Below are 20,429 nucleotides of genomic sequence, written 5' to 3'. Positions count from 1 at the left end.
TGTGCTTGCGCTGGCGCTCGCCGCCGGCCTGGCCGGCGCCGCCGAGCTGCCCGACGCCGCCCCCGGCCAGCGCCCGCCGCCGGGAAGCGACGAGGATGAACTCTGGTACGCCATGGAGCGCAGCGAGCGCGAACTGCGCCAGCACCCGGCACTGGTGCGCGACCCGGCCCTGAACGCCTACGTGCGCGGCGTCGCCTGCAAGGTCGCGGCCGGGCACTGCGACGACCTGCGCGTGTACATCGTCGAACAGCCCTGGTTCAACGCCTCGATGGCGCCCAACGGCATGATGGTGGTCTGGACCGGCGCCCTGCTGCGCTTCCAGGACGAGTCCGAACTGGCCCTCGTGCTGGGCCACGAATACGCGCACTACAAGCACCGCCACTCGATCGCCCTGTGGCGCAAGACCCGGCGCACGTCGGCCTTCCTGAGCTCCTTCGGGTTGCTGGCCTGGGGCGCGGGGGTGGGTCCGGCCGGCCAGCTGGCCGGGCTGGTGGGCGCCGCCTCCCTGTACGGCTATTCCCGCGACGCCGAGCGCGAAGCCGATGTCACTGGTTTCGCGGCCGCGCTCGCCCAGGGTTACGACCCGATGGCCGGCGCCCGGCTCTGGCAGCGCATGAAGGACGAGGAGGACGCCCGCCGCTACGGCAAGCCGCTGCCCGTGTTCGCCAGCCACCCGCGCACCGCCGAGCGCCTGGCCGACGTGCGGGCCGCCGCCGAGGCGGCCCAGGCCGGCGGCGCCACCGGCGAGCGCGGGCGCGAGGCCTACCTCGAGGCGGTTCGCCCCTTCCTGGCCACCTGGCTCGAACGTGAGCTGGGCCGGCGCATGTACGACACCTCGGTGCAGGTGCTCTCCGACCTGCGCGAGGGCGCGCCGGACGACCTGCAGGGCGCCTACGCGTTCTACCTGGGCGAGGCGCATCGCCGCCGCAACGAGGCCGGCGACCTGGCCCGGGCCCGCGCCCTCTACGCCGAGTCCCTGGCCCTGCCGGGCGCGCCGGCGGCCGCCTGGCGCGAACACGGGCTGGCCCTTCGCGACCAGGGCGACCGCGCCGGGGCACGCGAGGCCCTCGCCCGCTACCTGGCCCTGGCGCCCGAGGCCGACGACGCGGCCTTCGTGCACCAATACCTAGAACAACTGGAGGCCTCGCCGTGAGCCCTGCCCTGCTTCGTGCCGCCCTGCTGGCGGCCCTGTTCCTGCTGCTGGCGGCCTGCGCCGGCACCGGTGGCCGCCTGCAGTCCGCCGGCGAGGCCACTGTGTTCGACATGGCCCTGCAGACCGACCTGGACTGGGCCCGCACCCGGGCCACGCGACAGGAGCTGTGGACGATCGACGGCGCCCCGCTCAACCAGCTGAACATCATTTCGAAAGTGCGCCCGGGCGAGCATGTCTTCCTCGGCGCGCGCGAACGCAGGAGCCGCCCGGACGGCCCCTGGTTCCGGGCCGGCATGCGGCCCGACGAAGTGCGCGACGTCATGCTCGACGCGCTGCGCGGCGCCGGCTGGGCGCAGGTCGACTCGGAAGGCCTGCGCCCGGCGAATTTCGGCGGCGTTCCCGGCCTGCGTTTCGACCTGTCGATGGCCAATGGCCGGGGACTGCGCTATCGCGGCATGGCCGCCGCAGCCGAACGCGACGGCCGGCTGAACCTGCTGGTCTGGGTGGCGCCGGAGGAGCACTACTACCCGCGCGACGCCGCGGCGGTGGACCGGATGTTCTCCAGCCTGCGCTTCGTGCGCTGAGGCGGGCGGGGCCGGCGCCCCGCCCGGCCCGGTTCAGGCGTCGAGCGCCGCGTTCCAGTCGGCGATCCGGCCGGCCTGGGCGGCCAGCAGCGCCGAAGCATCGCCCTCGATGCGCACGGACTCGATCTTGTCGCCGCCGCGCACGGCGTCCACCACGGCCTGGTCCTCGGCGCCCAGCACCTCGCCGAACACGGTGTGCTTGCCGTCGAGCCACGGCGTGGCGACGTGGGTGATGAAGAACTGGCTGCCGTTGGTGCCCGGGCCGGCATTGGCCATGGACAGTACGCCCGGCTTGTCGTGGCGCAGGTCGGCGCGGCACTCGTCCTCGAAGCGGTAGCCCGGGCCACCGGTGCCGGTGCCCTTGGGGCAGCCGCCCTGGATCATGAAGTCGGGGATGACGCGGTGGAAGCTCAGGCCGTCGTAGAAGCCGCGCTGCGCCAGGTTGACGAAGCTGGCCACCGTGACCGGGGTCTTGTCGGCGTGCAGGCGGACGCGGATGGGGCCGCGGGAGGTGGTGAATACGGCGGTGAGGGACATGGCGGGACTCCGGATGGCAGGAGCCGGGCGGAACCCGGCGGGGGCGCTAGGATGCCACAGCCGCCCCGCCCTGGCGCCCGGGCGACGGCAAGACCCGGATTCCGTGATACACTGAACGACTCATTTTTTCCCACGAGAAAGCGCCCCCGGCGCCCCTTCGCATGTCCATCGAAAAGCTCCGCAACATCGCCATCGTCGCCCACGTCGACCACGGCAAGACCACCCTGGTCGACCAGCTGCTCAAGCAGTCCGGCACCTTCGACGAGCGCGCCCAGGTGGCCGAGCGCGTCATGGACAGCGGCGACATCGAGAAGGAGCGCGGCATCACCATCCTCTCGAAGAACACCGCCATCCGCTGGAAGTCCCCGGAAGGCGAGGAATACCGCATCAACATCGTCGACACCCCGGGCCACGCCGACTTCGGCGGCGAGGTCGAGCGCGTGCTGTCGATGGTCGACTCGGTGCTGGTCCTGGTCGACGCCATGGACGGGCCGATGCCGCAGACCCGCTTCGTCACCCAGAAGGCCTTCGCGATGGGCTTCAAGCCGATCGTGGTGATCAACAAGGTCGACCGCCCGGGCGCCCGCCCTGACTGGGTGCTCAACCAGACCTTCGACCTGTTCGACCGCCTCGGCGCCACCGACGAACAGCTCGACTTCACCGTTGTCTACGCCTCGGGCCTCAACGGCTACGCCGGCATGGACGAGTCGGTGCGCTCGGGCGACATGACCCCGCTGTTCCAGACCATCATCGACAAGGTCCCGCCGCCGCCGGTCGACCTCGACGGCCCGTTCCAGATGCGCATCACCTCGCTGGACTACAACAACTACGTCGGCATCATCGGCGTGGGCCGGGTGCAGCGCGGCAGGATCCGCACCAACATGCCGGTCACCGTGATCGACCGCGAGGGCAAGACCCGCGCCGGCAAGGTGCTGCAGGTGCTGGGCTTCCACGGCCTGGAGCGGCACGAGGTCAAGGAAGCGCAGGCTGGCGACATCATCGCCATCTCGGGCATCGAGGGCCTGGGCATCTCCGACACCATCTGCGACCCGTCCGCACCCGAGCAGCTGCCGGTGCTCACCGTCGACGAGCCGACCATCTCGATGACCTTCCAGGTCAACGACTCGCCCTTCGCCGGCAACAAGGAGCGCAGCGGCGGCAAGTTCCTCACCTCGCGCCAGCTGCGCGACCGCCTGATGCGCGAGACGCAGCACAACGTCGCGCTGAAGGTCGAGGACACCGCCGACGCCGACAAGTTCAAGGTCAGCGGCCGCGGCGAACTGCACCTGTCGATCCTGATCGAGACCATGCGCCGCGAGGGCTACGAGCTGGCCGTGTCGCGCCCCGAGGTGATCATCCGCGAGATCGACGGCGTCAGGCAGGAGCCCTACGAAGCGCTGGTGGTCGATCTCGAGGAGCAGTACCAGGGCGGCGTGATGCAGCGCCTGGGCGAGCGCAAGGCGCTGCTGCAGAACATGGAACCCGACGGCAAGGGCCGGGTGCGCCTTGATTTCATCATCCCGGCGCGCGGCCTGATCGGCTTCCAGACCGAGTTCCGCACCCTCACCGCCGGCACCGGCCTGCTCTTCCACGTCTTCGACCATTACGCGCCGAAGGCCGAGGGCGACATCGGCCAGCGCCAGAACGGCGTGCTGATCTCCAACGGCCAGGGCCCGTCGCCGGCCTACGCCCAGATCGGCATGCAGGAGCGCGGCCGCCTGCTGATCGAGCCGGGCGAGGAGATCTACGAAGGCCAGATCGTCGGCATCCACGCCAAGGACAACGACCTGACGGTCAACGCCCTGCGCGGCAAGCAGCTCACCAACTTCCGCGCCTCGGGCACCGACAAGGACGAGGGCCTGATCCCGGCCATCAAGTTCTCGCTCGAGCAGGCGCTGGAGTTCATCGACGACGACGAGCTGGTCGAAGTCACCCCGCTTGCCATCCGACTGCGCAAGAAGCACCGCACCGAGAACGACCGCAAGCGCGCCTCGCGCGCCGGCTGAGGCCACGGGTGGCCGCCCCTCGCGGCCACCCCTCCCCGCCCCTTCTTGGGCCCGCTCAGGACGCGAACGGGCGCACCAGGCTCGACTGCTTGCGCACGATCAGCATGGCGATCTCGAGCGACTGCTCGTAGTTCAGGCGCGGGTCGACCGTGGAGCGATAGGCGAGCGACAGGTCGGCGTCGGTGAGCTCCCGGGCGCCGCCGGTGCACTCGGTGACGTTCTCGCCGGTGAGCTCCAGGTGCACGCCGCCAAGGCGGGTGCCGGCCGCGGCGTGCAGTTCGAAGGCCGCCTCGAGTTCGCCGCGGATGTTGGCGAAACGGCGGGTCTTGAAGCCATTGCTGGCGCTTTCGGTGTTGCCGTGCATCGGGTCGCAGATCCAGAGCACGCGCCGGCCCTCGCGCCGCACCGCGTCGAGCAGCGGCGGCAGCTTGTCGGCGACCTGGGTCGCGCCCATGCGGTGGATCAGCGCCAGACGGCCCGGCTCGTCGGCCGGGTTGAGCACGTCCACCAGCCTCATCAGCTGGTCGGGCGTGACCGAGGGGCCGATCTTGACCGCGACCGGGTTGCGCAGGCCGCGGAAATACTCCACGTGCGCGCCCTCGAGCGAGGCCGTGCGCATGCCGATCCACGGGAAGTGGGTGGAGAGGTTGAACCAGCCCCACTGGCGCGGCACCTGGCGGGTGAGCGCCTGCTCGTAGGGCAGCAGCAGGGCCTCGTGCGAGGTGTAGAAGTCGGCGCGGTTGAGGTTGTGCAGGGCCTCGCCGGAGATGGTCTCCATGAAGCGGACCGCGTCGCCGACGGCGGCCACCATGCGCTGGTATTCCTCCGACAGCGGGGAATGGCCGACCCAGCCCAGGTCCCAGTATTCCGGGTGGTGCAGGTCGGCGAAGCCGCCGTCGATCAGGGCCCGCACGAAGTTCATCGTCATCGCCGAACGCGCGTGGCCCTTGACCATGCGGCGCGGATCCGGCGTGCGCGCGGCCGCCTCGAATTCCGGGCGGTTGATGAAGTCGCCGCGGTAGCTCGGCAGCGCGACGCCATCCTTTTCCTCCATGTCGGCCGAGCGTGGCTTGGCGTACTGGCCGGCGAAGCGGCCCACGCGGACCACCGGCAGGCGCAGGCCGTGCACCAGCACCAGGCTCATCTGCAGCAGCACCTTGAGCCGGTTCGAGACCAGGGCGGACTCGCAGTCGGCGAAGGATTCGGCGCAGTCGCCGCCCTGCAGCAGGAAGCGCTTGCCTTCCTGGGCTTCGGCCAGCTGCTTCTTGAGCGAGAGGATCTCCCAGGACGTCACCAGCGGCGGCAGCCGGCTGAGTTCGTCCTCGACCTCGGCCAGGGCGCCGGCATCGGGATACACGGGCTGCTGCGCGGCCGGCCGCGACCGCCAGCTCGCCGGCGTCCAGTCGCCGGGAGTCGAAACGGTTTGCAGGTTGCGGTCGGGGGCGCTCATGCGGGGATCATCCGTGCTCTTGGGGTGGGTGCACGGTGATGATGCCACAGGGGTCGCGAGGCCCCCGTGCAGGCGACGCGACGAAACGAATCAGCGGCGGCGCCAGCCGGCCCAGAGGGCGGCCACGCCGAGGCCGACGAACCAGGCGAGGGTCCAGGTGGGCATGGACAGGCCGAGGAAAGTCCAGTCGACCTTGGCGCACTCGCCGGAGCCGGCCAGGACGCTCGAGAGCGCCTTGAACGGCCCCTGGGCCTCGATCATGTATTCAAGGCCCATCGAGCTGCACAGCGGCACGTCGCTCGGCGGCAGCGACTGCAGCCACACGTGGCGGCCGGCCACGCCGGCGCCGGCAGCGGCAGGCAGGAACACCAGCAGGCCGTAAATGCGGCGGCCCCACTGCCCCTTCGGCGCATGCAGGCCACCGGCCAGGAAGGCCAGGCCCATGGCCGCGAAGGCGATGCGCTGCAGGATGCAAAGCGGGCACGGCGCCATCAGCATGCCGAACTGGACGTACAGGGCGTACGCAAGCAGGGCCACGCACAGCAGGAAGCCGGTGAGGTACTGGGCCCGGAAGCCCCAGGTGAAAGGATTGGCGTTCATGGGTGGCGTGCGTTGGCGGAGGCGTCAGCGTAACCGACCACAGCCCGGCGGCGAAGTTCCAGGAAGGGGTCAGGTTCAATTTTCCCCCGCGGCCCGCCGGCCCTCGCGCTGCATCGGGGAAAATTGAACCTGACCCCATAACGCAGGACCCCGGCCGGGGCCGGGGTCCTGGGGTCTTGCCTTGCGAGCAGGCCTTACTCGGCCGCTTCGGTGGCCGCCTGCGGGCGGTCCACCAGCTCGACGTAAGCCATCGGGGCGTTGTCGCCCGGACGGAAGCCGCACTTGAGGATGCGCAGGTAGCCGCCGGGACGGGCCTGGTAACGCGGGCCCAGCTCGACGAACAGCTTGCCCACCGCTTCCTTGTCACGCAGGCGCGACATGGCGAGGCGGCGGTTGGCGACGCCGTCGGTCTTGCCGATGGTGATCAGCGGCTCGGCGACGCGGCGAAGTTCCTTCGCCTTCGGCAGGGTGGTACGGATCAGCTCGTGCTTGATCAGGGACGCAGCCATGTTGCTGAACATCGCTTCGCGATGGGCGCTGGTGCGGCTGAACTTGCGGCCGGATTTCTGGTGGCGCATGGTCGTGTTTCCTTAAGTGAATTCCGGGCTCAGCCCAGCATGCCCTGCTGCAGACCGGCCGGCGGCCAGTTCTCCAGCTTCATGCCGAGGGAAAGGCCGCGCTGGGCGAGGACTTCCTTGATCTCGGTGAGCGACTTCTTGCCAAGGTTCGGGGTCTTGAGCAGCTCGACCTCGGTACGCTGGATCAGGTCGCCGATGTAGTAGATGTTCTCGGCCTTGAGGCAGTTGGCCGAACGCACCGTCAGCTCGAGGTCGTCGATCGGGCGCAGGAGCACCGGGTCGACGCCCGAGGCCGTGGTCTTGGCCGGGCCGCGCTCGCGCTGGGTGAAGTCACCGAACACCGAGAGCTGGTCGGTCAGGATGTCGGCGGCGGTACGGATCGCGTCCTCGGCATCGATGGTGCCGTTGGTCTCGATCTCGAGCACCAGCTTGTCCAGGTCGGTGCGCTGCTCGACGCGGGCGGCCTCGACGGCGTAGGCGACGCGGCGGACCGGCGAGAACGTGGCGTCCAGGACCAGGCGACCGATCGCCCGGGACTCTTCGTCCGGGCGGCGGCGATCGGCGGCCGGCTGGTAGCCGAAACCGCGCTCGATCTTCAGGCGCATGTTCAGCGCCGTGTCCTTGGTCAGGGTGCAGATCACGTGGTCGGGATTGATGATCTCGACGTTGTGGTCGGTCTTGATGTCGCCGGCGGTGACGACGCCCGGGCCCTTCTTCTGCAGGCTCAGCGTGGTGTGGTCCACGTTGTGCATGCGGATGGCCACGTCCTTGAGGTTGAGCAGGACTTCAAGCACGTCCTCCTGCAGGCCCTCGACGGTGGTGTACTCGTGGAGCACGCCGTCAATCTCGACTTCCGTGATGGCGAAGCCGGGGATGGACGAGAGCAGCACGCGACGCAGGGCGTTGCCCAGCGTGTGGCCGTAGCCGCGCTCCAGCGGCTCGATGACCACCTTGGCGCGGTTGGAACCGAGGCGTTCGATGTGCGGGCCGCGCGGGCGCAGCACCTGGGTGGCGGTAACCGTCATGGTCAAGGTGTCTCCTGGAGGATTACTTCGAGTACAGCTCGACGATCAGCGCTTCATTGATGTCCGAGGGCAGGTCGGCGCGATCCGGGACGGCCTTGAAGACGCCGGCGAACTTCTTGGCGTCGACTTCGCACCAGCTCGGCACCAGGTCCATCTGCTGCGAGAGCGTGACGGCTTCCTGGACGTTGAGGTGCTTCTGGGCGCGCTCGGTCAGGGCGATGCTGTCACCGGCCTTGACCTGGTACGAGGGCAGGTTCACGGCCTTGCCGTTCACCAGCACGCCCTTGTGCGAGACCAGCTGGCGGGCCTGCGGACGGGTGACCGCGAAGCCCATGCGGTAGACGACGTTGTCGAGGCGCTGCTCGAGCATCTGCAGCAGCATCTCGCCGGTGTTGCCCTTCTTGGTCGAGGCCTTCTTGTAGTAATTGCGGAACTGGCGCTCCAGCAGGCCGTAGATGCGCTTGACCTTCTGCTTCTCGCGCAGCTGGTTGGCGTAGTCGGACAGCTTGCCGCGCTTGGCGACGGCGCCGTGCTGGCCGGGCTTCTGCTCGAGCTTGCACTTCGAGTCGATCGCGCGGGCCGGCGACTTCAGGGAAAGGTCGGCGCCTTCGCGGCGGGCGAGCTTACAGGTGGGACCGATATAACGAGCCATGTGTGTAGTCTCCTGTTCCCGTTAGACGCGGCGCTTCTTCGGCGGCCGGCACCCGTTGTGCGGGATCGGGGTGACGTCGATGATGTTGGTGATCTTGTAACCGCAGGCATTGAGCGAACGCACGGCCGACTCACGGCCCGGGCCGGGGCCCTTGATGCGGACTTCCAGCGTCTTCACGCCGTACTCAAGCGCGACCTTGCCGGCCTTTTCGGCGGCGACCTGGGCGGCGAACGGGGTGGACTTGCGGGAACCGCGGAAACCCGCGCCGCCCGAGGTAGCCCACGACAGCGCATTGCCCTGGCGGTCGGTGATGGTCACGATGGTGTTGTTGAACGAAGCGTGGACATGCGCGATGCCGTCGGTGACGACGCGCTTGATCTTCTTCTTCGTCTTGGTAGCCGGCTTATTCATGGGGCCAGGTCCTTACTTCTTGATGGCTTTGCGCGGACCCTTGCGGGTGCGGGCATTGGTACGGGTGCGCTGGCCGCGCATCGGCAGGCCACGACGGTGGCGCAGGCCGCGATAGCAGCCCAGGTCCATCAGACGCTTGATCGACATACCGACCTCGCGACGAAGGTCGCCCTCGACCGTGTACTTGGCCACTTCGGCGCGGATGCGCTCGATTTCAGGCTCCGACAGGTCCCGGATCTTGGTGGACGGGGCGACACCAGCCGCCTCGCAAACGAGCTTCGACCGGGTACGGCCGATGCCAAAGATACTCTGCAGGCCCACCCAGACATGCTTCTGGACAGGCAGGTTGACACCCGCGATGCGCGCCATCAGGCGATCTCCAAACAAAAATTGAGCGCAGTGAATCGGAAATAATACATTAGCTTGGGGTTAAATTGTAGCCCCCGGGCCAAATGGCCCCGGAACCCGGCATGGGGAGTGTGCCCATGCTCCGGCGACGAACCGGCCCCTGCCCTTCCCTTGCGGTCCGGGCGCCCCGCGCTACTCCAGCGCAGGGACGGGGGCTGGTTCATCCGCGCGCCAAGCTGCCGCGCGGACCGCCCATTGTGCGTGACTCTCAGCCGCGGGTCAGACCGCCGCGGGAGCCACCCTTCAAATTGGCCTTCTTCATCAGGCCCTCGTACTGGTGCGACATCAGGTGCGCCTGCACCTGGGCGGTGAAATCCATCACCACCACGACCACGATCAGCAGCGAGGTGCCACCGAAGTAGAACGGCACCGACCAGAAGGCACGGATCACCTCCGGCAGGAGGCAGACCAGCACCAGGTAGATCGAGCCGATCAGGGTAAGCCGGGTCAGCACGCCGTCGATGTAGTCGGCGGTGGCCTTGCCCGGCCGGATGCCCGGCACCAGGGCGCCGGACTTCTTGAGGTTGTCCGCGGTCTCCTGGGAATTGAAGACCAGGGCCGTGTAGAAGAACGCGAAGCCCATGATCATGGCGCCGTAGAGCAGCATGTGCAGCGGCTCGCTCGGGGCCAGGGCCTGGCTCAGGTTCTGCAGGAACAGGTTGAGCTGGTCGCGCCAGCCGCCATCGGTCGGCGCGGTGCCGCCCTGCCCGAACCACTGGACCATGGTCGCCGGGAACATGATCAGGCTCGACGCGAAGATCGCCGGAATGACGCCAGCCATGTTGAGCTTGAGCGGCAGGTGCGAGCTCTGGTTCATGTAGGCCTGGCGGCCACCCTGGCGACGCGCGTAGTTCACGGTGATGCGGCGCTGGCCGCGCTCCATGAACACGACGAAGTAGGTCACGCCGAGCACCAGGGCCACGATCACCAGGATCGCGAAGCCGCTCAGCTCGCCGCTGGCCACCTGCTGGAAGGTGCCGACGACGGCGCCCGGCAGGCTCGCCACGATACCGGCGAAGATGATCAGGGAGATGCCGTTGCCGACGCCGCGCTCGGTGATCTGCTCGCCCAGCCACATCAGGAAGATGGTGCCGGCGGTGAGCGCCACGATGGCGGTGAGCACGAAACCGATGCCCGGCTGGTAGACCACGCCCGGCTGCTGCTGGAGCATCGAGGCGATCGAACCGGCCTGGACGATGGCCAGGGCCACGGCGCCGACGCGCGAGTATTGTGTCAGCTTGCGGCGACCGCTCTCGCCCTCCTTCTTCATCGCCTTCCAGGGCTCGTAGATCTGGCCCATGAGCTGGACGATGATCGAGGACGAGATGTACGGGATGACGTTGAGCGCGAACAGGCTGAACCGGTTCAGGGCGCCACCGGAGAACATGTTGAACATGTCCACGATGGTGCCCTGCTGGCTCTCCATCAGCTCCAGCATCCGCTGCGGATCGATGCCCGGCACCGGGATGTAGCTGCCGATGCGATACACGACCAGCGCCAGGAGCACGAAGACCAGGCGCTGGCGGAGCTCGGTGAACTTACCGAGCCCGCCCAGGGAAGCTGCTGCGGAAGGAGACTGGGCCAAGGCTTTACTCCGTCACGCTGCCGCCGGCAGCCTCGATGGCAGCCTTCGCGCCGGCCGTGGCAAGCACGCCCTTGAGCACGAACTTCTTGGTCAGCTCGCCCTTCTTGACGACCTTCGCCTGCTTGGCGGTGGACGGCACCAGCTTGGCGGCGCGCAGGGCGGCGAAATCGATCTCGCCGGCCTCGAGCTTGTCCAGCTGGTACAGGAGCACCTCGGCGGTGTCCTTCTTGATCTGCGAGCGGAAGCCGATCTTCGGCAGGCGACGCTGCATGGGCATCTGGCCGCCTTCGAAGCCGGGCTTGATCTTGCCCTTGCCGGTGCGGGCGTAGGAGCCCTTGTGGCCGCGGCCAGCGGTCTTGCCGAGGCCGGAGCCGATGCCGCGACCAACGCGGACGCGATCCTTGCGGGCGCCGTCGGCGGGCTTGAGGGAATTGAGCTTCATATGGGTTCTCCTCGGGGCGCTCAGGACTCGACGCGCACCAGGTAATGCACTTGGTTGATCAGGCCGCGCACGGACGGGGAGTCCTTGAGCTCGCGGACGTCATTGACCTTGTTCAGGCCCAGGGCGCGGACCGACACGCGGTGGCGCTCCTGGCAGCCGCGCAGGCCCTTGACCAGGCGGACTTTGACGGTCTTCTCAGCCATTGAGGATCTCCTCGATCTTCTTGCCGCGCTTGGCGGCGATGCGGGCCGGCGACTGGGTCGCGGCCAGGCCCTTGACGGTGGCGCGGACCAGGTTGATCGGGTTGCGCGAACCCACGGCCTTGGCCAGCACGTTCTTCACGCCGACCGCCTCGAGCACGGCGCGCATGGCACCGCCGGCGATCACGCCGGTACCCTCGGAGGCCGGCTGCATGTAGACGCGGGCGGCGCCGTGGTTGGCCTTCACCGGGTGGAACAGGGTGCCGTTGTCGAGGTCGACGGAGACCATCGCCTTGCGGGCGTACTCCATCGACTTCTGGATGGCGACCGGGACCTCGCGGGCCTTGCCGTAGCCGAAGCCGACCTTGCCCGCGCCGTCGCCGACGACGGTCAGCGCGGTGAAGGTGAACTGGCGACCGCCCTTGACGGTCTTGGAAACGCGATTGACCGCGACCAGCTTCTCGATGAAGCCGTCGTCGCTTTCCTCGCGATTGCGATTGCGCTCGTTGCTGCTCATGTGGATTCCTGGGTTTGCTTACGGCCTTTGGCCGCTTATGGTTGTGGTTGGATCTGGAAAACCAAGCCCTCGCCCAGGCGGGCGGGGCTCAGAACTGCAGGCCGGCCTCGCGGGCGGCATCGGCCAGCGCCTTGACGCGGCCGTGGTAACGGTAGCCCGAACGGTCGAAGGCAACCTTTTCGATGCCCGCGGCCAGCGCCTTGGCGGCGATGGTGCGGCCAACCTTGGCGGCGGCTTCGATGTTCTTGCTGCCCTTCAGGCCGTCCTTGACGTCGGCCTGCACGGTGGAGGCCGCAGCCAGCACCTTGGAGCCATCGGCCGAGAACAGCTGGGCGTAGATGTGCTGGCCCGTGCGCAGCACGGACAGGCGGGCGACGCCGAGCTTGCGGATGTGCGCGCGGGTCGACTTGGCGCGGCGGAGACGGGCGGTGTTCTTGTCCATGGTCTTTTACCTTTGGGAAGCTGAAGTGCCTATCAGGCCTTCTTGGCTTCCTTCATGATGATCTTCTCGCCGGAATAGCGGATGCCCTTGCCCTTGTACGGCTCGGGCTTGCGGAAGGCGCGGATCTTGGCCGCGACCTCGCCCACCATCTGCTTGTCGGCACCGGTGACCAGGACTTCAGTCTGGGTCGGGGTGGCCAGGGTGATGCCTTCCGGGGCCACGAACACGACCGGGTGCGAGAAGCCCAGGCTGAGGCTCAAGTCCTTGCCCTGCATGGCGGCGCGGTAACCCACGCCGACCAGCTCGAGCTTGCGGGTGAAACCTTCCGACACGCCGGTGACCATGTTGGCCAGGATGGCGCGGGCGGTGCCGGCCATCGGCACGTTGGCCGGGTCGGCGGCGGAAAGCTGCAGCACGCCGTTGTCGACCTTGAACTCGACGCCGGTGGGCTTGGCCAGGCTCAGGGTGCCCTTCGGGCCCTTGACGGTGACCTGGTCGTTGGAAACATTGAACTCGACGCCCTTCGGGAGCGAGATCGGCTTCTTGGCAACGCGGGACATGGGTGCGTCTCCTTAGGCCACGAGGCAGATGACTTCGCCGCCCACGCCCGCAGCGCGGGCCTGGCGATCGGTCATCAGACCCTTCGAAGTAGAGATGATGGCGACGCCGAGGCCGGCGAGCACCTTCGGCAGCTCGTCCTTGCCCTTGTACTGGCGCAGGCCCGAACGGGAGACGCGCTCGAGGCGCTCGATCACCGGCTTGCCCTCGTAGTACTTCAGGGAAATCTCGAGCTTGGCCTTGGCGCCCTCGCCGCTCACGCGGAAGTCGCCGATGTAACCCTCGGACTTCAGGACGCCGGCGATGGCCAGCTTCATCTTGGAAGCAGGCATGGAAACCTGCGGCTTGCCAACGGCCAGCGCGTTCTTGATGCGCACCAGCATGTCGGCGATGGGATCAGTCATGCTCATTTTCTATTACCTTGTTTCCAGGTGTTGGGAGCACCGATATCCGCGAGCCCCCCGCTGCGCGGGGGACAGGCGATTACCAGCTGGCCTTGCGCAGGCCGGGCACGTCGCCACGCATGGTGGCCTCGCGCAGCTTGTTGCGGCCGAGGCCGAACTTCTTGTACACGCCACGCGAACGACCGGTCAGCTCGCAGCGGTTGCGCACGCGGCTCGCGCTCGAGTCGCGCGGCAGCTTCTGCAGCTTCGCCGAGGCGTCCATCTTCTCCTCGTAGGAGGCGGTGGCGCTGGCGAGGACCTTCTTCAGCTCCTGGCGCTTGTTGGCGTACTTGGCGACCAGCTTCTTGCGCTTGATGTCGCGGTTCACCATCGACGTCTTGGCCATGATTCGTTTCCTTGGATCAGTTACGGAACGGGAAGTTGAAGGCCTCGAGCAGCGCCTTGGCTTCCTCGTTGGTCTTCGCCGTGGTGGTGATGGCGATGTCCATGCCACGCATGGCGTCCACGGCGTCGAAGTCGATCTCCGGGAAGATGATCTGCTCCTTGACGCCCATGTTGTAGTTGCCACGACCGTCGAACGAACGCGGCGACACGCCGCGGAAGTCGCGGACGCGCGGCAGCGAGACGTTGATCAGGCGATCAAGGAACTCGTACATCTTGGCGCGACGCAGGGTCACCTTGGCGCCGATCGGCCAGCCGTCGCGGATCTTGAAGCTGGCCACCGAAACGCGGGCGTTGGTGGTGATCGGCTTCTGGCCGGAGATCTTGGTCATGTCGGCAACGGCATTTTCCAGGATCTTCTTGTTGCCCACAGCCTCGCCCACGCCCATGTTCAGCGTGATCTTGGTGATGCGCGGGACCTGCATCACGTTCTTGTAACCGAAGCGCTCGATGAGCTTCGGCACGACGTCTTCCTTGTAAATCTTCTCAAGCCGGGTCATGGCATCATTCCTCAGGCGTCGATCGCCTCACCGCTCGAGCGGAACACACGCACTTTGCGTCCATCCTCGAGCACCTTGAAACCAATGCGCTCACCCTTGCCCGAGGCCTGGTTGAACAGCATCACGTTGGAAATGTGGAGCGGCGCCTCGCGCTCGACGATGCCGCCGGCGATGTTCGCCTGCGGATTCGGCTTGGTGTGGCGCTTGATGATGTTGATGTTCTGCACGACGACCTTGTCGCCCGCGACGCGAACAACCTCACCCTTCTTGCCCTTGTCGGCACCGGCGATCACGATCACCTGGTCGCCCTTGCGAATACGGTTCATGTCTGTTCCTTCCCTCAGATCACTTCGGGAGCGAGCGACACGATCTTCATGAACTTCTCGGAACGAAGCTCACGGGTCACGGGCCCGAAGATGCGGGTGCCGATCGGCTCCTGCTTGTTGTTGAGCAGGACGGCGGCGTTGCCGTCGAAGCGGATCAGCGAGCCATCGGCACGGCGAACGCCCGAACGGGTGCGGACCACGACGGCGTCGTAGACCTCGCCCTTCTTGACCTTGCCACGCGGGATCGCGTCCTTGACGGTGACCTTGATGATGTCGCCAATGTGCGCGTAACGGCGCTTGGAGCCGCCGAGCACCTTGATGCACATCATTTCCTTGGCGCCGGAGTTGTCGGCGGCCTCGAGGTAGCTCTGTACCTGGATCATTGCCTGGGCCTCCTTACTTCGCAGCCGGGGTGATGACTTCCACCACGCGCCAGTTCTTGGTCTTGGACATCGGGCGGCACTCGGTCACGCGGACGACGTCGCCTTCGTTGCAGGCGTTGTCCTCGTCGTGGGCGTGCAGCTTGGTCGAGCGCTTGATGTACTTGCCGTACAGCGCGTGCTTGACCTGGCGCTCCACGAGCACCGTCACCGTCTTGTTCATCTTGTTGCTGACGACCCGGCCTTCGACCGTGCGCAGCGGGTTGGCATTATCGCTCATGGCTCGCCCTTACTTCTTCTGGGTCAGCAGGGTCATCGTCTGCGCGATTTCGCGACGGACCCGCTTGATGTTGTGGGGCTGGCCCAGCTGCCCAGTCGCCTTCTGCATGCGCAGGGCGAACTGTTCCTTGTGCAGGTCCAGCAGGTGGGCCTTCAGCTCGGCCTCGGATTTGTTACGCAGTTCCTTGAATTCCATGTCAGCGCACCGTCCGGGTCACGAAAGTGGTGGTGACCGAGAGCTTGGCGGCGGCCAGGCGGAACGCCTCGCGCGCAGTCGCCTCGTCAACGCCCTCGATCTCGTAGATCATGCGGCCAGGCGCGATCTGGGCCACCCAGTATTCGACGTTGCCCTTACCGGCGCCCATTCGCACTTCGATCGGCTTCTTGGTGATCGGCTTGTCCGGGAACACGCGGATCCACATCTTGCCGCCACGCTTGACGTAACGGCTGATCGAACGGCGCGCAGCCTCGATCTGGCGCGCGGTCAGCTGGCCGTGCGAGGTGGCCTTGAGGCCGAACTCGCCGAAGCTGACCGCCGAGCCGTTCCAGCTCAGGCCGTCGTTGCGGCCCTTGAAGACCTTGCGGTACTTGGTTCGCTTGGGTTGCAGCATGGCGGATTACCTCGCTTCCTTGGCCGGACGGGACGGGCGCTCGGAGCGCTCTTCCGCCTTTTCCTGGCCGACCTGGCTGAAGTCAAAGACTTCGCCCTTGTAGACCCACACCTTGACACCGATGATGCCGTAGGTGGTGGACGCCTCGGCAAAGCCGTAGTCGATGTCGGCACGCAGCGTGTGCAGGGGCACGCGGCCCTCGCGGTACCACTCCGAACGCGCGATCTCGGCACCGTTCAGGCGGCCGGCGACGTTGACCTTGATGCCCAGGGCACCCAGGCGCATCGCGTTGCCGACGGCGCGCTTCATCGCGCGGCGGAACATGATGCGGCGCTCGAGCTGCTGCGCGATCGATTCGGCCACCAGCTGGGCGTCGAGCTCCGGCTTGCGGACCTCGGAGACATTGATGTGCGCCGGAACGCCCATGATGTCCGAAACTTCCTTGCGCAGCTTCTCGATGTCCTCACCGCGCTTGCCGATCACCACGCCCGGACGCGCCGAGTGGATGGTGACGCGGGCGCTCTTGGAGGGGCGCTCGATCAGGATCTTGGAGATGCCCGCCTGGGCGAGCTTCTTGCGCAGCATCTCACGGACCTTCAGGTCCGAGGTCAGGTACTGCGCATACTCGCGCTTGTTGGCGAACCACTTGGAATTCCAGTCCTTGGCGATGCCCAGGCGGATTCCGGTCGGATGAACTTTGTGACCCATGTTTGTCGTCCCTGCCTTACTTGCCCGAGCCCACGGCCACGGTGATGTGGCTGGTGCGCTTGAGGATGCGGGTGCCGCGACCCTTGGCGCGGGCCATGAAGCGCTTCAGGACCGGGCCCTCGTCGACCATGACGGTCGTGACCTTGAGCTCGTCGATGTCAGCGCCGAGGTTGTTCTCGGCATTGGAGATCGCCGAGTACAGGACCTTGCCGATGAGGTGGGCGGCCTTCTTGTCCGAGAACTTCAGCAGTTCGTGGGCGCGCGAGGCGTCCATGCCGCGGATCTGGTCGGCGACCAGGCGGGCCTTCTGCGGAGAGATGCGGGCCGTGCGGAGGATGGCTTTGGCTTCCATAGTCATGCTCCTTACTTCGACTTCTTGTCGCCGCCGTGACCCTTGAAGGTCCGGGTGAGGGCGAACTCGCCGAGCTTGTGGCCCACCATGTTCTCGTTCACGAGCACGGGGATGTGGACCTTGCCGTTGTGGATGGCAATGGTCAGACCCACCATGTCAGGAGAGACCATGGAACGACGCGACCAGGTCTTGATCGGCTTCTTGCTGCTGCCCTGCGCGGCCTCCACCTTCTTGACGAGGTGGTGGTCGATGAAGGGACCCTTCTTAAGAGAACGTGCCATGGCCTATCAACCCCTGCGATCGCGCACGATGAACTTCTGGGTGCGCTTGTTGCTGCGCGTCTTGTAACCCTTGGCCGGAGTGCCCCACGGGGACACCGGGTGCGGGTTGCCCTGGCCAGCCTTGGCCTCACCACCACCGTGCGGGTGGTCGACGGGGTTCATGGCCGCGCCGCGCACGGTCGGCTTGACGCCGCGCCAGCGCTTGGCACCCGCCTTGCCGAGCTTCTCGAGGTTGTGCTCGACGTTGCCGACTTCGCCGATGGTGGCGCGGCAGTCGGCCGGCACCTTGCGCATCTCGCCGGAGCGAAGGCGCAGGGTGGCGTAACCGCCGTCGCGGGAGATCAGCTGGGCACCAGCGCCGGCGGCGCGGGCCAGCTGGGCACCCTTGCCCGGCTTCATCTCGACACAATGCACGGTCGAGCCGACCGGCATGTTGCGCAGCGGCAGGCTGTTGCCGGTCTTGATCGGCGCGTCCTTGCCCGCGATCACCTGGTCACCCTGGGACAGACCCTTGGGCGCGATGATGTAGCGGCGCTCGCCGTCGGCGTAGCACAGCAGCGCGATGTGCGCGGTGCGGTTCGGATCGTACTCCACGCGCTCGACGCGGGCCGGGATGCCCTCCTTGTCGCGCTTGAAGTCGATGATGCGGTAGTGCTGCTTGTGGCCACCGCCGATGTGGCGGGTGGTGATGCGACCGTGGTTGTTACGGCCGCCGCTCTTGCTCTTCTTCTCGACCAGCGATTCCAGCGGGCCGCCCTTGTGCAGGCCGGCGGTGGAGACGCGCACCATGGCGCGGCGGCCAGGCGAGGTCGGCTTGAAAGTCTGTAGTGCCATGGGTTCCTACCTCAGGCCTTGGCCATCACGTCGATCGACTGGCCTTCGGCCAGGCGAACGTATGCCTTGCGCCAGTCGCCACGACGGCCGGCGCGGTTGCGGAAGGACTTCTGCTTGCCCTTCACGTTCACCACGTTGACCGCCTCGACCTTGACGCTGAAAAGCGACTCGACGGCGGACTTGACGTCGGCCTTCGTCGCGGTCTGCGCAACCTCGAAAACGTACTGGTTGCTCTGCTCCTGCAGGCGCGCGGTCTTCTCGGACACACGCGGGGCGCGCAGGACGCCGAGGATCTTGATGTTGCTCATGCCAGCCACTCCTCGACCTTCTTGACCGCTTCGGCGGTCATGATCACGTTCTCGGCGCCGACCAGGGCGACCGGGTCGAGACCCTGCACGTCGCGAACTTCCACGTAGGGAACGTTGCGCGCGGCGAGGTACAGCGACTCCGAGGCGTCCTCGGTGACGATCAGCGGACGCTCGACACCCATCTCGCCGAGCTTGGCGATCAGGGCCTTGGTCTTCGGCTCGGAGACGTCGAACGCTTCGACGACCTTGAGGCGACCCTGGCGATTGAGCTCCGAGATGATCGCGCAGATGGCGGCGCGGTACATCTTGCGATTGACCTTCTGGGCGAAGCTGCGCGGCTTGGCGGCGAACGAGACGCCACCGCCGACGAAGATCGGGGCGCGGTAGTCGCCGTGACGCGCGCCGCCGCCCTTCTGCTTCTTGAACTTCTTGGTCGTACCGCTCACTTCCGAGCGGGTCAGCTGGGCCTTGGTGCCAGAGCGGCCGGCGTTGCGGAAAGCAACAACCACCTGGTGCACCAGGTCCTCGCTGAATTCGCGGCCGAAGACGGCGTCGGAGACCGACAGCGCCTTACCGCTTCCAATGACGGCGAGTTCCATTATCTAACTCCTCAACCTTTGCTCGCGGGGCGAACGACCACGTCGCCGCCCGGCGCACCCGGGACGGAACCCTTGACCGCGATCAGGCCGCGCTCGGCGTCGACCTTGACCACTTCCAGGTTCTGCATGCTCTGGCGCTCGGCACCCATGTGACCGGCCATCTTCTTGCCCGGGAACACGCGACCCGGGGTCTGGCGCTGGCCGATGGAGCCCGGCGAACGGTGCGACAGCGAGTTACCGTGGGTGGCGTCGCCCATGCGGAAGTTGTGGCGCTTGATCGTGCCCTGGAAGCCCTTGCCCTTGGTCACGCCAGCGACGTCGACCAGCTGGCCGACGCTGAAGATGTCGGCCTTGATCTCGCCGCCAACCTCGAAGTTGCCGGCATCCTTGTCGTCGATGCGGAACTCCCACAGGCCACGACCGGCCTCGACCTTCGCCTTGGCGAAGTGGCCCGAGAGCGGCTTGTTGACCAGGGCGGCGCGCTTGGCGCCGGCGGTGACCTGCACGGCGGTGTAGCCGTCGGTCTCCACGGTCTTGATCTGGGTGATGCGGTTGGGGCTGGCTTCGATCAGCGTCACCGGGATGGAGCGGCCATCCTCGGTGAACAGGCGGCTCATGCCCGCCTTGCGGCCCACGATTCCAATGTTTTTGGTCGTCATGGCGGTTGCCTCAGGTCAGCTTGATCTGGACATCGACGCCGGCCGCGAGCTCGAGCTTCATGAGCGCGTCAACGGTCTTGTCATTGGGGTCAACGATGTCCAGCACGCGCTTGTGGGTGCGGGTCTCGTACTGGTCGCGCGCGTCCTTGTCGACGTGCGGCGACACCAGCACGGTGTAGCGTTCGATCTTGGTCGGCAGCGGGATCGGGCCGCGCACCTGCGCGCCGGTCCGCTTGGCCGTCTCCACGATTTCGGAGGCCGAGCGATCAATCAGGCGATGATCATAGGCCTTGAGCCGAATCCGGATCTTCTGGTCCGCCATGGCGATGTCCTTGAATACGGTAAAGAGCGTCGGACCCAGGGACCTGGGGCCCTGGATCCCGTGGAAAACAAACTCGGCGGACCAAAACTGGTCCACCGAGCCAAAAAGTATAGCTTGTGTCAAACCGGCCTGTCAAACAGGCGATTCATCCACCAGCTTCGCCCGTCCTGGGCGCGAACACGAGGGGCGTCCTGCCCCTCATTTCGTATGTCCGGCCGCCCAGAGGGGCGGCTCAACACAGGAATTATGCGCTTACTTGATGATCTTGGCAACCACG

At 66.9% G+C, this 20,429-nt stretch carries 33 protein-coding genes; 3 read left to right on the top strand and 30 right to left on the bottom strand.

Going from position 1 to position 20,429, the window contains the following annotated elements; translation table 11 throughout:
- The first annotated feature begins 1 nt into the window (after window position 1).
- Window positions 2-1,153: a M48 family metallopeptidase gene (locus tag C6N40_RS13980; RefSeq protein ID WP_240183467.1), complete on the top strand. Its 1,152-nt coding sequence runs from the start codon at window positions 2-4 to the stop codon at window positions 1,151-1,153.
- The gene (locus tag C6N40_RS05570) at window positions 1,150-1,737 is read left to right on the top strand and encodes a hypothetical protein (protein ID WP_106990025.1); all 588 of its coding nucleotides are present in this window, start codon (window positions 1,150-1,152) and stop codon (window positions 1,735-1,737) included. Before C6N40_RS13980 ends, C6N40_RS05570 begins: the two co-directional genes overlap by 4 nt.
- Window positions 1,738-1,770: 33 nt before the next feature.
- Here the strand turns inward: C6N40_RS05570 and C6N40_RS05565 are convergent, their stop codons facing one another.
- The gene (locus C6N40_RS05565) at window positions 1,771-2,274 is read right to left on the bottom strand and encodes a peptidylprolyl isomerase (protein WP_106990024.1); all 504 of its coding nucleotides are present in this window, start codon (window positions 2,272-2,274) and stop codon (window positions 1,771-1,773) included.
- 161 nt (window positions 2,275-2,435) lie between these two features.
- Between C6N40_RS05565 and typA the strand changes: the two genes are divergently transcribed.
- Window positions 2,436-4,280: a translational GTPase TypA gene (gene typA, locus C6N40_RS05560; RefSeq protein ID WP_106990023.1), complete on the top strand. Its 1,845-nt coding sequence runs from the start codon at window positions 2,436-2,438 to the stop codon at window positions 4,278-4,280.
- Between the two features lie 55 nt (window positions 4,281-4,335).
- Here typA and C6N40_RS05555 read toward each other — a convergent pair whose 3' ends face one another.
- The 29 genes from C6N40_RS05555 to rpsJ all read right to left on the bottom strand — a co-directional run bounded on the left by C6N40_RS05555 (window position 4,336) and on the right by rpsJ (window position 20,152).
- Window positions 4,336-5,730, bottom strand: a complete 1,395-nt coding sequence (locus C6N40_RS05555) for a class II 3-deoxy-7-phosphoheptulonate synthase (protein WP_106990022.1) — start codon at window positions 5,728-5,730, stop codon at window positions 4,336-4,338.
- A 90-nt stretch (window positions 5,731-5,820) separates the two neighbouring features.
- Window positions 5,821-6,330 carry a disulfide bond formation protein B gene (locus C6N40_RS05550; protein WP_106990021.1) on the bottom strand — a complete coding sequence of 170 codons (510 nt, stop codon included), beginning with the start codon at window positions 6,328-6,330 and terminating at the stop codon, window positions 5,821-5,823.
- 194 nt (window positions 6,331-6,524) lie between these two features.
- Window positions 6,525-6,908 (bottom strand): 50S ribosomal protein L17, encoded by a 384-nt coding sequence (gene rplQ, locus C6N40_RS05545; protein ID WP_043805373.1) that lies wholly within the window; start codon window positions 6,906-6,908, stop codon window positions 6,525-6,527.
- Window positions 6,909-6,937: 29 nt separating this feature from the next.
- Entirely contained in the window at window positions 6,938-7,933 is a 996-nt protein-coding gene (locus tag C6N40_RS05540) for a DNA-directed RNA polymerase subunit alpha (protein ID WP_106990020.1), read from the bottom strand.
- A gap of 22 nt (window positions 7,934-7,955) precedes the next feature.
- Window positions 7,956-8,585 carry a 30S ribosomal protein S4 gene (rpsD, locus tag C6N40_RS05535; RefSeq protein WP_106990019.1) on the bottom strand — a complete coding sequence of 210 codons (630 nt, stop codon included), beginning with the start codon at window positions 8,583-8,585 and terminating at the stop codon, window positions 7,956-7,958.
- Window positions 8,586-8,606: 21 nt separating this feature from the next.
- Window positions 8,607-8,996, bottom strand: a complete 390-nt coding sequence (rpsK, locus tag C6N40_RS05530) for a 30S ribosomal protein S11 (RefSeq protein WP_034225593.1) — start codon at window positions 8,994-8,996, stop codon at window positions 8,607-8,609.
- Between the two features lie 12 nt (window positions 8,997-9,008).
- Window positions 9,009-9,365: a 30S ribosomal protein S13 gene (rpsM, locus tag C6N40_RS05525; protein WP_106990018.1), complete on the bottom strand. Its 357-nt coding sequence runs from the start codon at window positions 9,363-9,365 to the stop codon at window positions 9,009-9,011.
- Between the two features lie 247 nt (window positions 9,366-9,612).
- Window positions 9,613-10,989: a preprotein translocase subunit SecY gene (gene secY / locus C6N40_RS05520; RefSeq protein WP_106990017.1), complete on the bottom strand. Its 1,377-nt coding sequence runs from the start codon at window positions 10,987-10,989 to the stop codon at window positions 9,613-9,615.
- A 4-nt stretch (window positions 10,990-10,993) separates the two neighbouring features.
- On the bottom strand, window positions 10,994-11,431 hold the full coding sequence (gene rplO / locus C6N40_RS05515) for a 50S ribosomal protein L15 (RefSeq protein ID WP_106990016.1): 438 nt from the start codon (window positions 11,429-11,431) through the stop codon (window positions 10,994-10,996).
- A gap of 20 nt (window positions 11,432-11,451) precedes the next feature.
- Window positions 11,452-11,634, bottom strand: a complete 183-nt coding sequence (gene rpmD, locus C6N40_RS05510; RefSeq protein ID WP_106990015.1) for a 50S ribosomal protein L30 — start codon at window positions 11,632-11,634, stop codon at window positions 11,452-11,454.
- Window positions 11,627-12,148, bottom strand: a complete 522-nt coding sequence (gene rpsE, locus C6N40_RS05505; RefSeq protein WP_106990014.1) for a 30S ribosomal protein S5 — start codon at window positions 12,146-12,148, stop codon at window positions 11,627-11,629. Before rpsE ends, rpmD begins: the two co-directional genes overlap by 8 nt.
- A gap of 88 nt (window positions 12,149-12,236) precedes the next feature.
- Complete coding sequence (gene rplR / locus C6N40_RS05500; RefSeq protein WP_106990013.1) at window positions 12,237-12,590, bottom strand: 50S ribosomal protein L18; 354 nt, start codon at window positions 12,588-12,590, stop codon at window positions 12,237-12,239.
- 32 nt (window positions 12,591-12,622) lie between these two features.
- A complete protein-coding gene (gene rplF / locus C6N40_RS05495; RefSeq protein WP_106990012.1) occupies window positions 12,623-13,150 on the bottom strand; it encodes a 50S ribosomal protein L6 in 528 nt (175 codons plus the stop codon).
- A 12-nt stretch (window positions 13,151-13,162) separates the two neighbouring features.
- Window positions 13,163-13,558 carry a 30S ribosomal protein S8 gene (rpsH, locus tag C6N40_RS05490; RefSeq protein ID WP_106990011.1) on the bottom strand — a complete coding sequence of 132 codons (396 nt, stop codon included), beginning with the start codon at window positions 13,556-13,558 and terminating at the stop codon, window positions 13,163-13,165.
- Window positions 13,559-13,631: 73 nt separating this feature from the next.
- A complete protein-coding gene (gene rpsN, locus C6N40_RS05485; RefSeq protein WP_106990010.1) occupies window positions 13,632-13,937 on the bottom strand; it encodes a 30S ribosomal protein S14 in 306 nt (101 codons plus the stop codon).
- A gap of 16 nt (window positions 13,938-13,953) precedes the next feature.
- A complete protein-coding gene (gene rplE / locus C6N40_RS05480) occupies window positions 13,954-14,493 on the bottom strand; it encodes a 50S ribosomal protein L5 (protein WP_106990009.1) in 540 nt (179 codons plus the stop codon).
- A gap of 11 nt (window positions 14,494-14,504) precedes the next feature.
- On the bottom strand, window positions 14,505-14,819 hold the full coding sequence (gene rplX, locus C6N40_RS05475; RefSeq protein ID WP_106990008.1) for a 50S ribosomal protein L24: 315 nt from the start codon (window positions 14,817-14,819) through the stop codon (window positions 14,505-14,507).
- 14 nt (window positions 14,820-14,833) lie between these two features.
- Window positions 14,834-15,202 carry a 50S ribosomal protein L14 gene (gene rplN, locus C6N40_RS05470; protein WP_034213292.1) on the bottom strand — a complete coding sequence of 123 codons (369 nt, stop codon included), beginning with the start codon at window positions 15,200-15,202 and terminating at the stop codon, window positions 14,834-14,836.
- 13 nt (window positions 15,203-15,215) lie between these two features.
- Window positions 15,216-15,479 (bottom strand): 30S ribosomal protein S17, encoded by a 264-nt coding sequence (gene rpsQ / locus C6N40_RS05465; protein WP_106990007.1) that lies wholly within the window; start codon window positions 15,477-15,479, stop codon window positions 15,216-15,218.
- A 9-nt stretch (window positions 15,480-15,488) separates the two neighbouring features.
- The gene (gene rpmC, locus C6N40_RS05460; protein ID WP_106990006.1) at window positions 15,489-15,674 is read right to left on the bottom strand and encodes a 50S ribosomal protein L29; all 186 of its coding nucleotides are present in this window, start codon (window positions 15,672-15,674) and stop codon (window positions 15,489-15,491) included.
- 1 nt (window position 15,675) lies between these two features.
- The gene (gene rplP, locus C6N40_RS05455) at window positions 15,676-16,089 is read right to left on the bottom strand and encodes a 50S ribosomal protein L16 (protein ID WP_043805394.1); all 414 of its coding nucleotides are present in this window, start codon (window positions 16,087-16,089) and stop codon (window positions 15,676-15,678) included.
- A gap of 6 nt (window positions 16,090-16,095) precedes the next feature.
- A complete protein-coding gene (gene rpsC, locus C6N40_RS05450; RefSeq protein WP_106990005.1) occupies window positions 16,096-16,797 on the bottom strand; it encodes a 30S ribosomal protein S3 in 702 nt (233 codons plus the stop codon).
- Window positions 16,798-16,813: 16 nt separating this feature from the next.
- Window positions 16,814-17,149: a 50S ribosomal protein L22 gene (gene rplV, locus C6N40_RS05445; RefSeq protein ID WP_106990004.1), complete on the bottom strand. Its 336-nt coding sequence runs from the start codon at window positions 17,147-17,149 to the stop codon at window positions 16,814-16,816.
- A gap of 11 nt (window positions 17,150-17,160) precedes the next feature.
- A complete protein-coding gene (gene rpsS / locus C6N40_RS05440) occupies window positions 17,161-17,430 on the bottom strand; it encodes a 30S ribosomal protein S19 (RefSeq protein ID WP_106990003.1) in 270 nt (89 codons plus the stop codon).
- Between the two features lie 6 nt (window positions 17,431-17,436).
- On the bottom strand, window positions 17,437-18,264 hold the full coding sequence (gene rplB / locus C6N40_RS05435) for a 50S ribosomal protein L2 (RefSeq protein ID WP_106990002.1): 828 nt from the start codon (window positions 18,262-18,264) through the stop codon (window positions 17,437-17,439).
- A gap of 11 nt (window positions 18,265-18,275) precedes the next feature.
- Window positions 18,276-18,572 carry a 50S ribosomal protein L23 gene (rplW, locus tag C6N40_RS05430; RefSeq protein WP_106990224.1) on the bottom strand — a complete coding sequence of 99 codons (297 nt, stop codon included), beginning with the start codon at window positions 18,570-18,572 and terminating at the stop codon, window positions 18,276-18,278.
- Entirely contained in the window at window positions 18,569-19,171 is a 603-nt protein-coding gene (rplD, locus tag C6N40_RS05425; protein WP_106990001.1) for a 50S ribosomal protein L4, read from the bottom strand. The genes rplW and rplD overlap by 4 nt, the downstream gene beginning before the upstream one ends.
- Window positions 19,172-19,182: 11 nt before the next feature.
- Window positions 19,183-19,830: a 50S ribosomal protein L3 gene (rplC, locus tag C6N40_RS05420; protein WP_106990000.1), complete on the bottom strand. Its 648-nt coding sequence runs from the start codon at window positions 19,828-19,830 to the stop codon at window positions 19,183-19,185.
- A 10-nt stretch (window positions 19,831-19,840) separates the two neighbouring features.
- Window positions 19,841-20,152, bottom strand: coding sequence for a 30S ribosomal protein S10 (gene rpsJ, locus C6N40_RS05415; protein WP_022968186.1), 312 nt, complete (start codon window positions 20,150-20,152; stop codon window positions 19,841-19,843).
- Window positions 20,153-20,429: the final 277 nt, after the last annotated feature.

Source organism: Arenimonas caeni (genome assembly GCF_003024235.1).
Lineage (GTDB): Bacteria > Pseudomonadota > Gammaproteobacteria > Xanthomonadales > Xanthomonadaceae > Arenimonas > Arenimonas caeni.
This window is presented reverse-complemented; position numbering and strand designations above follow the sequence as displayed.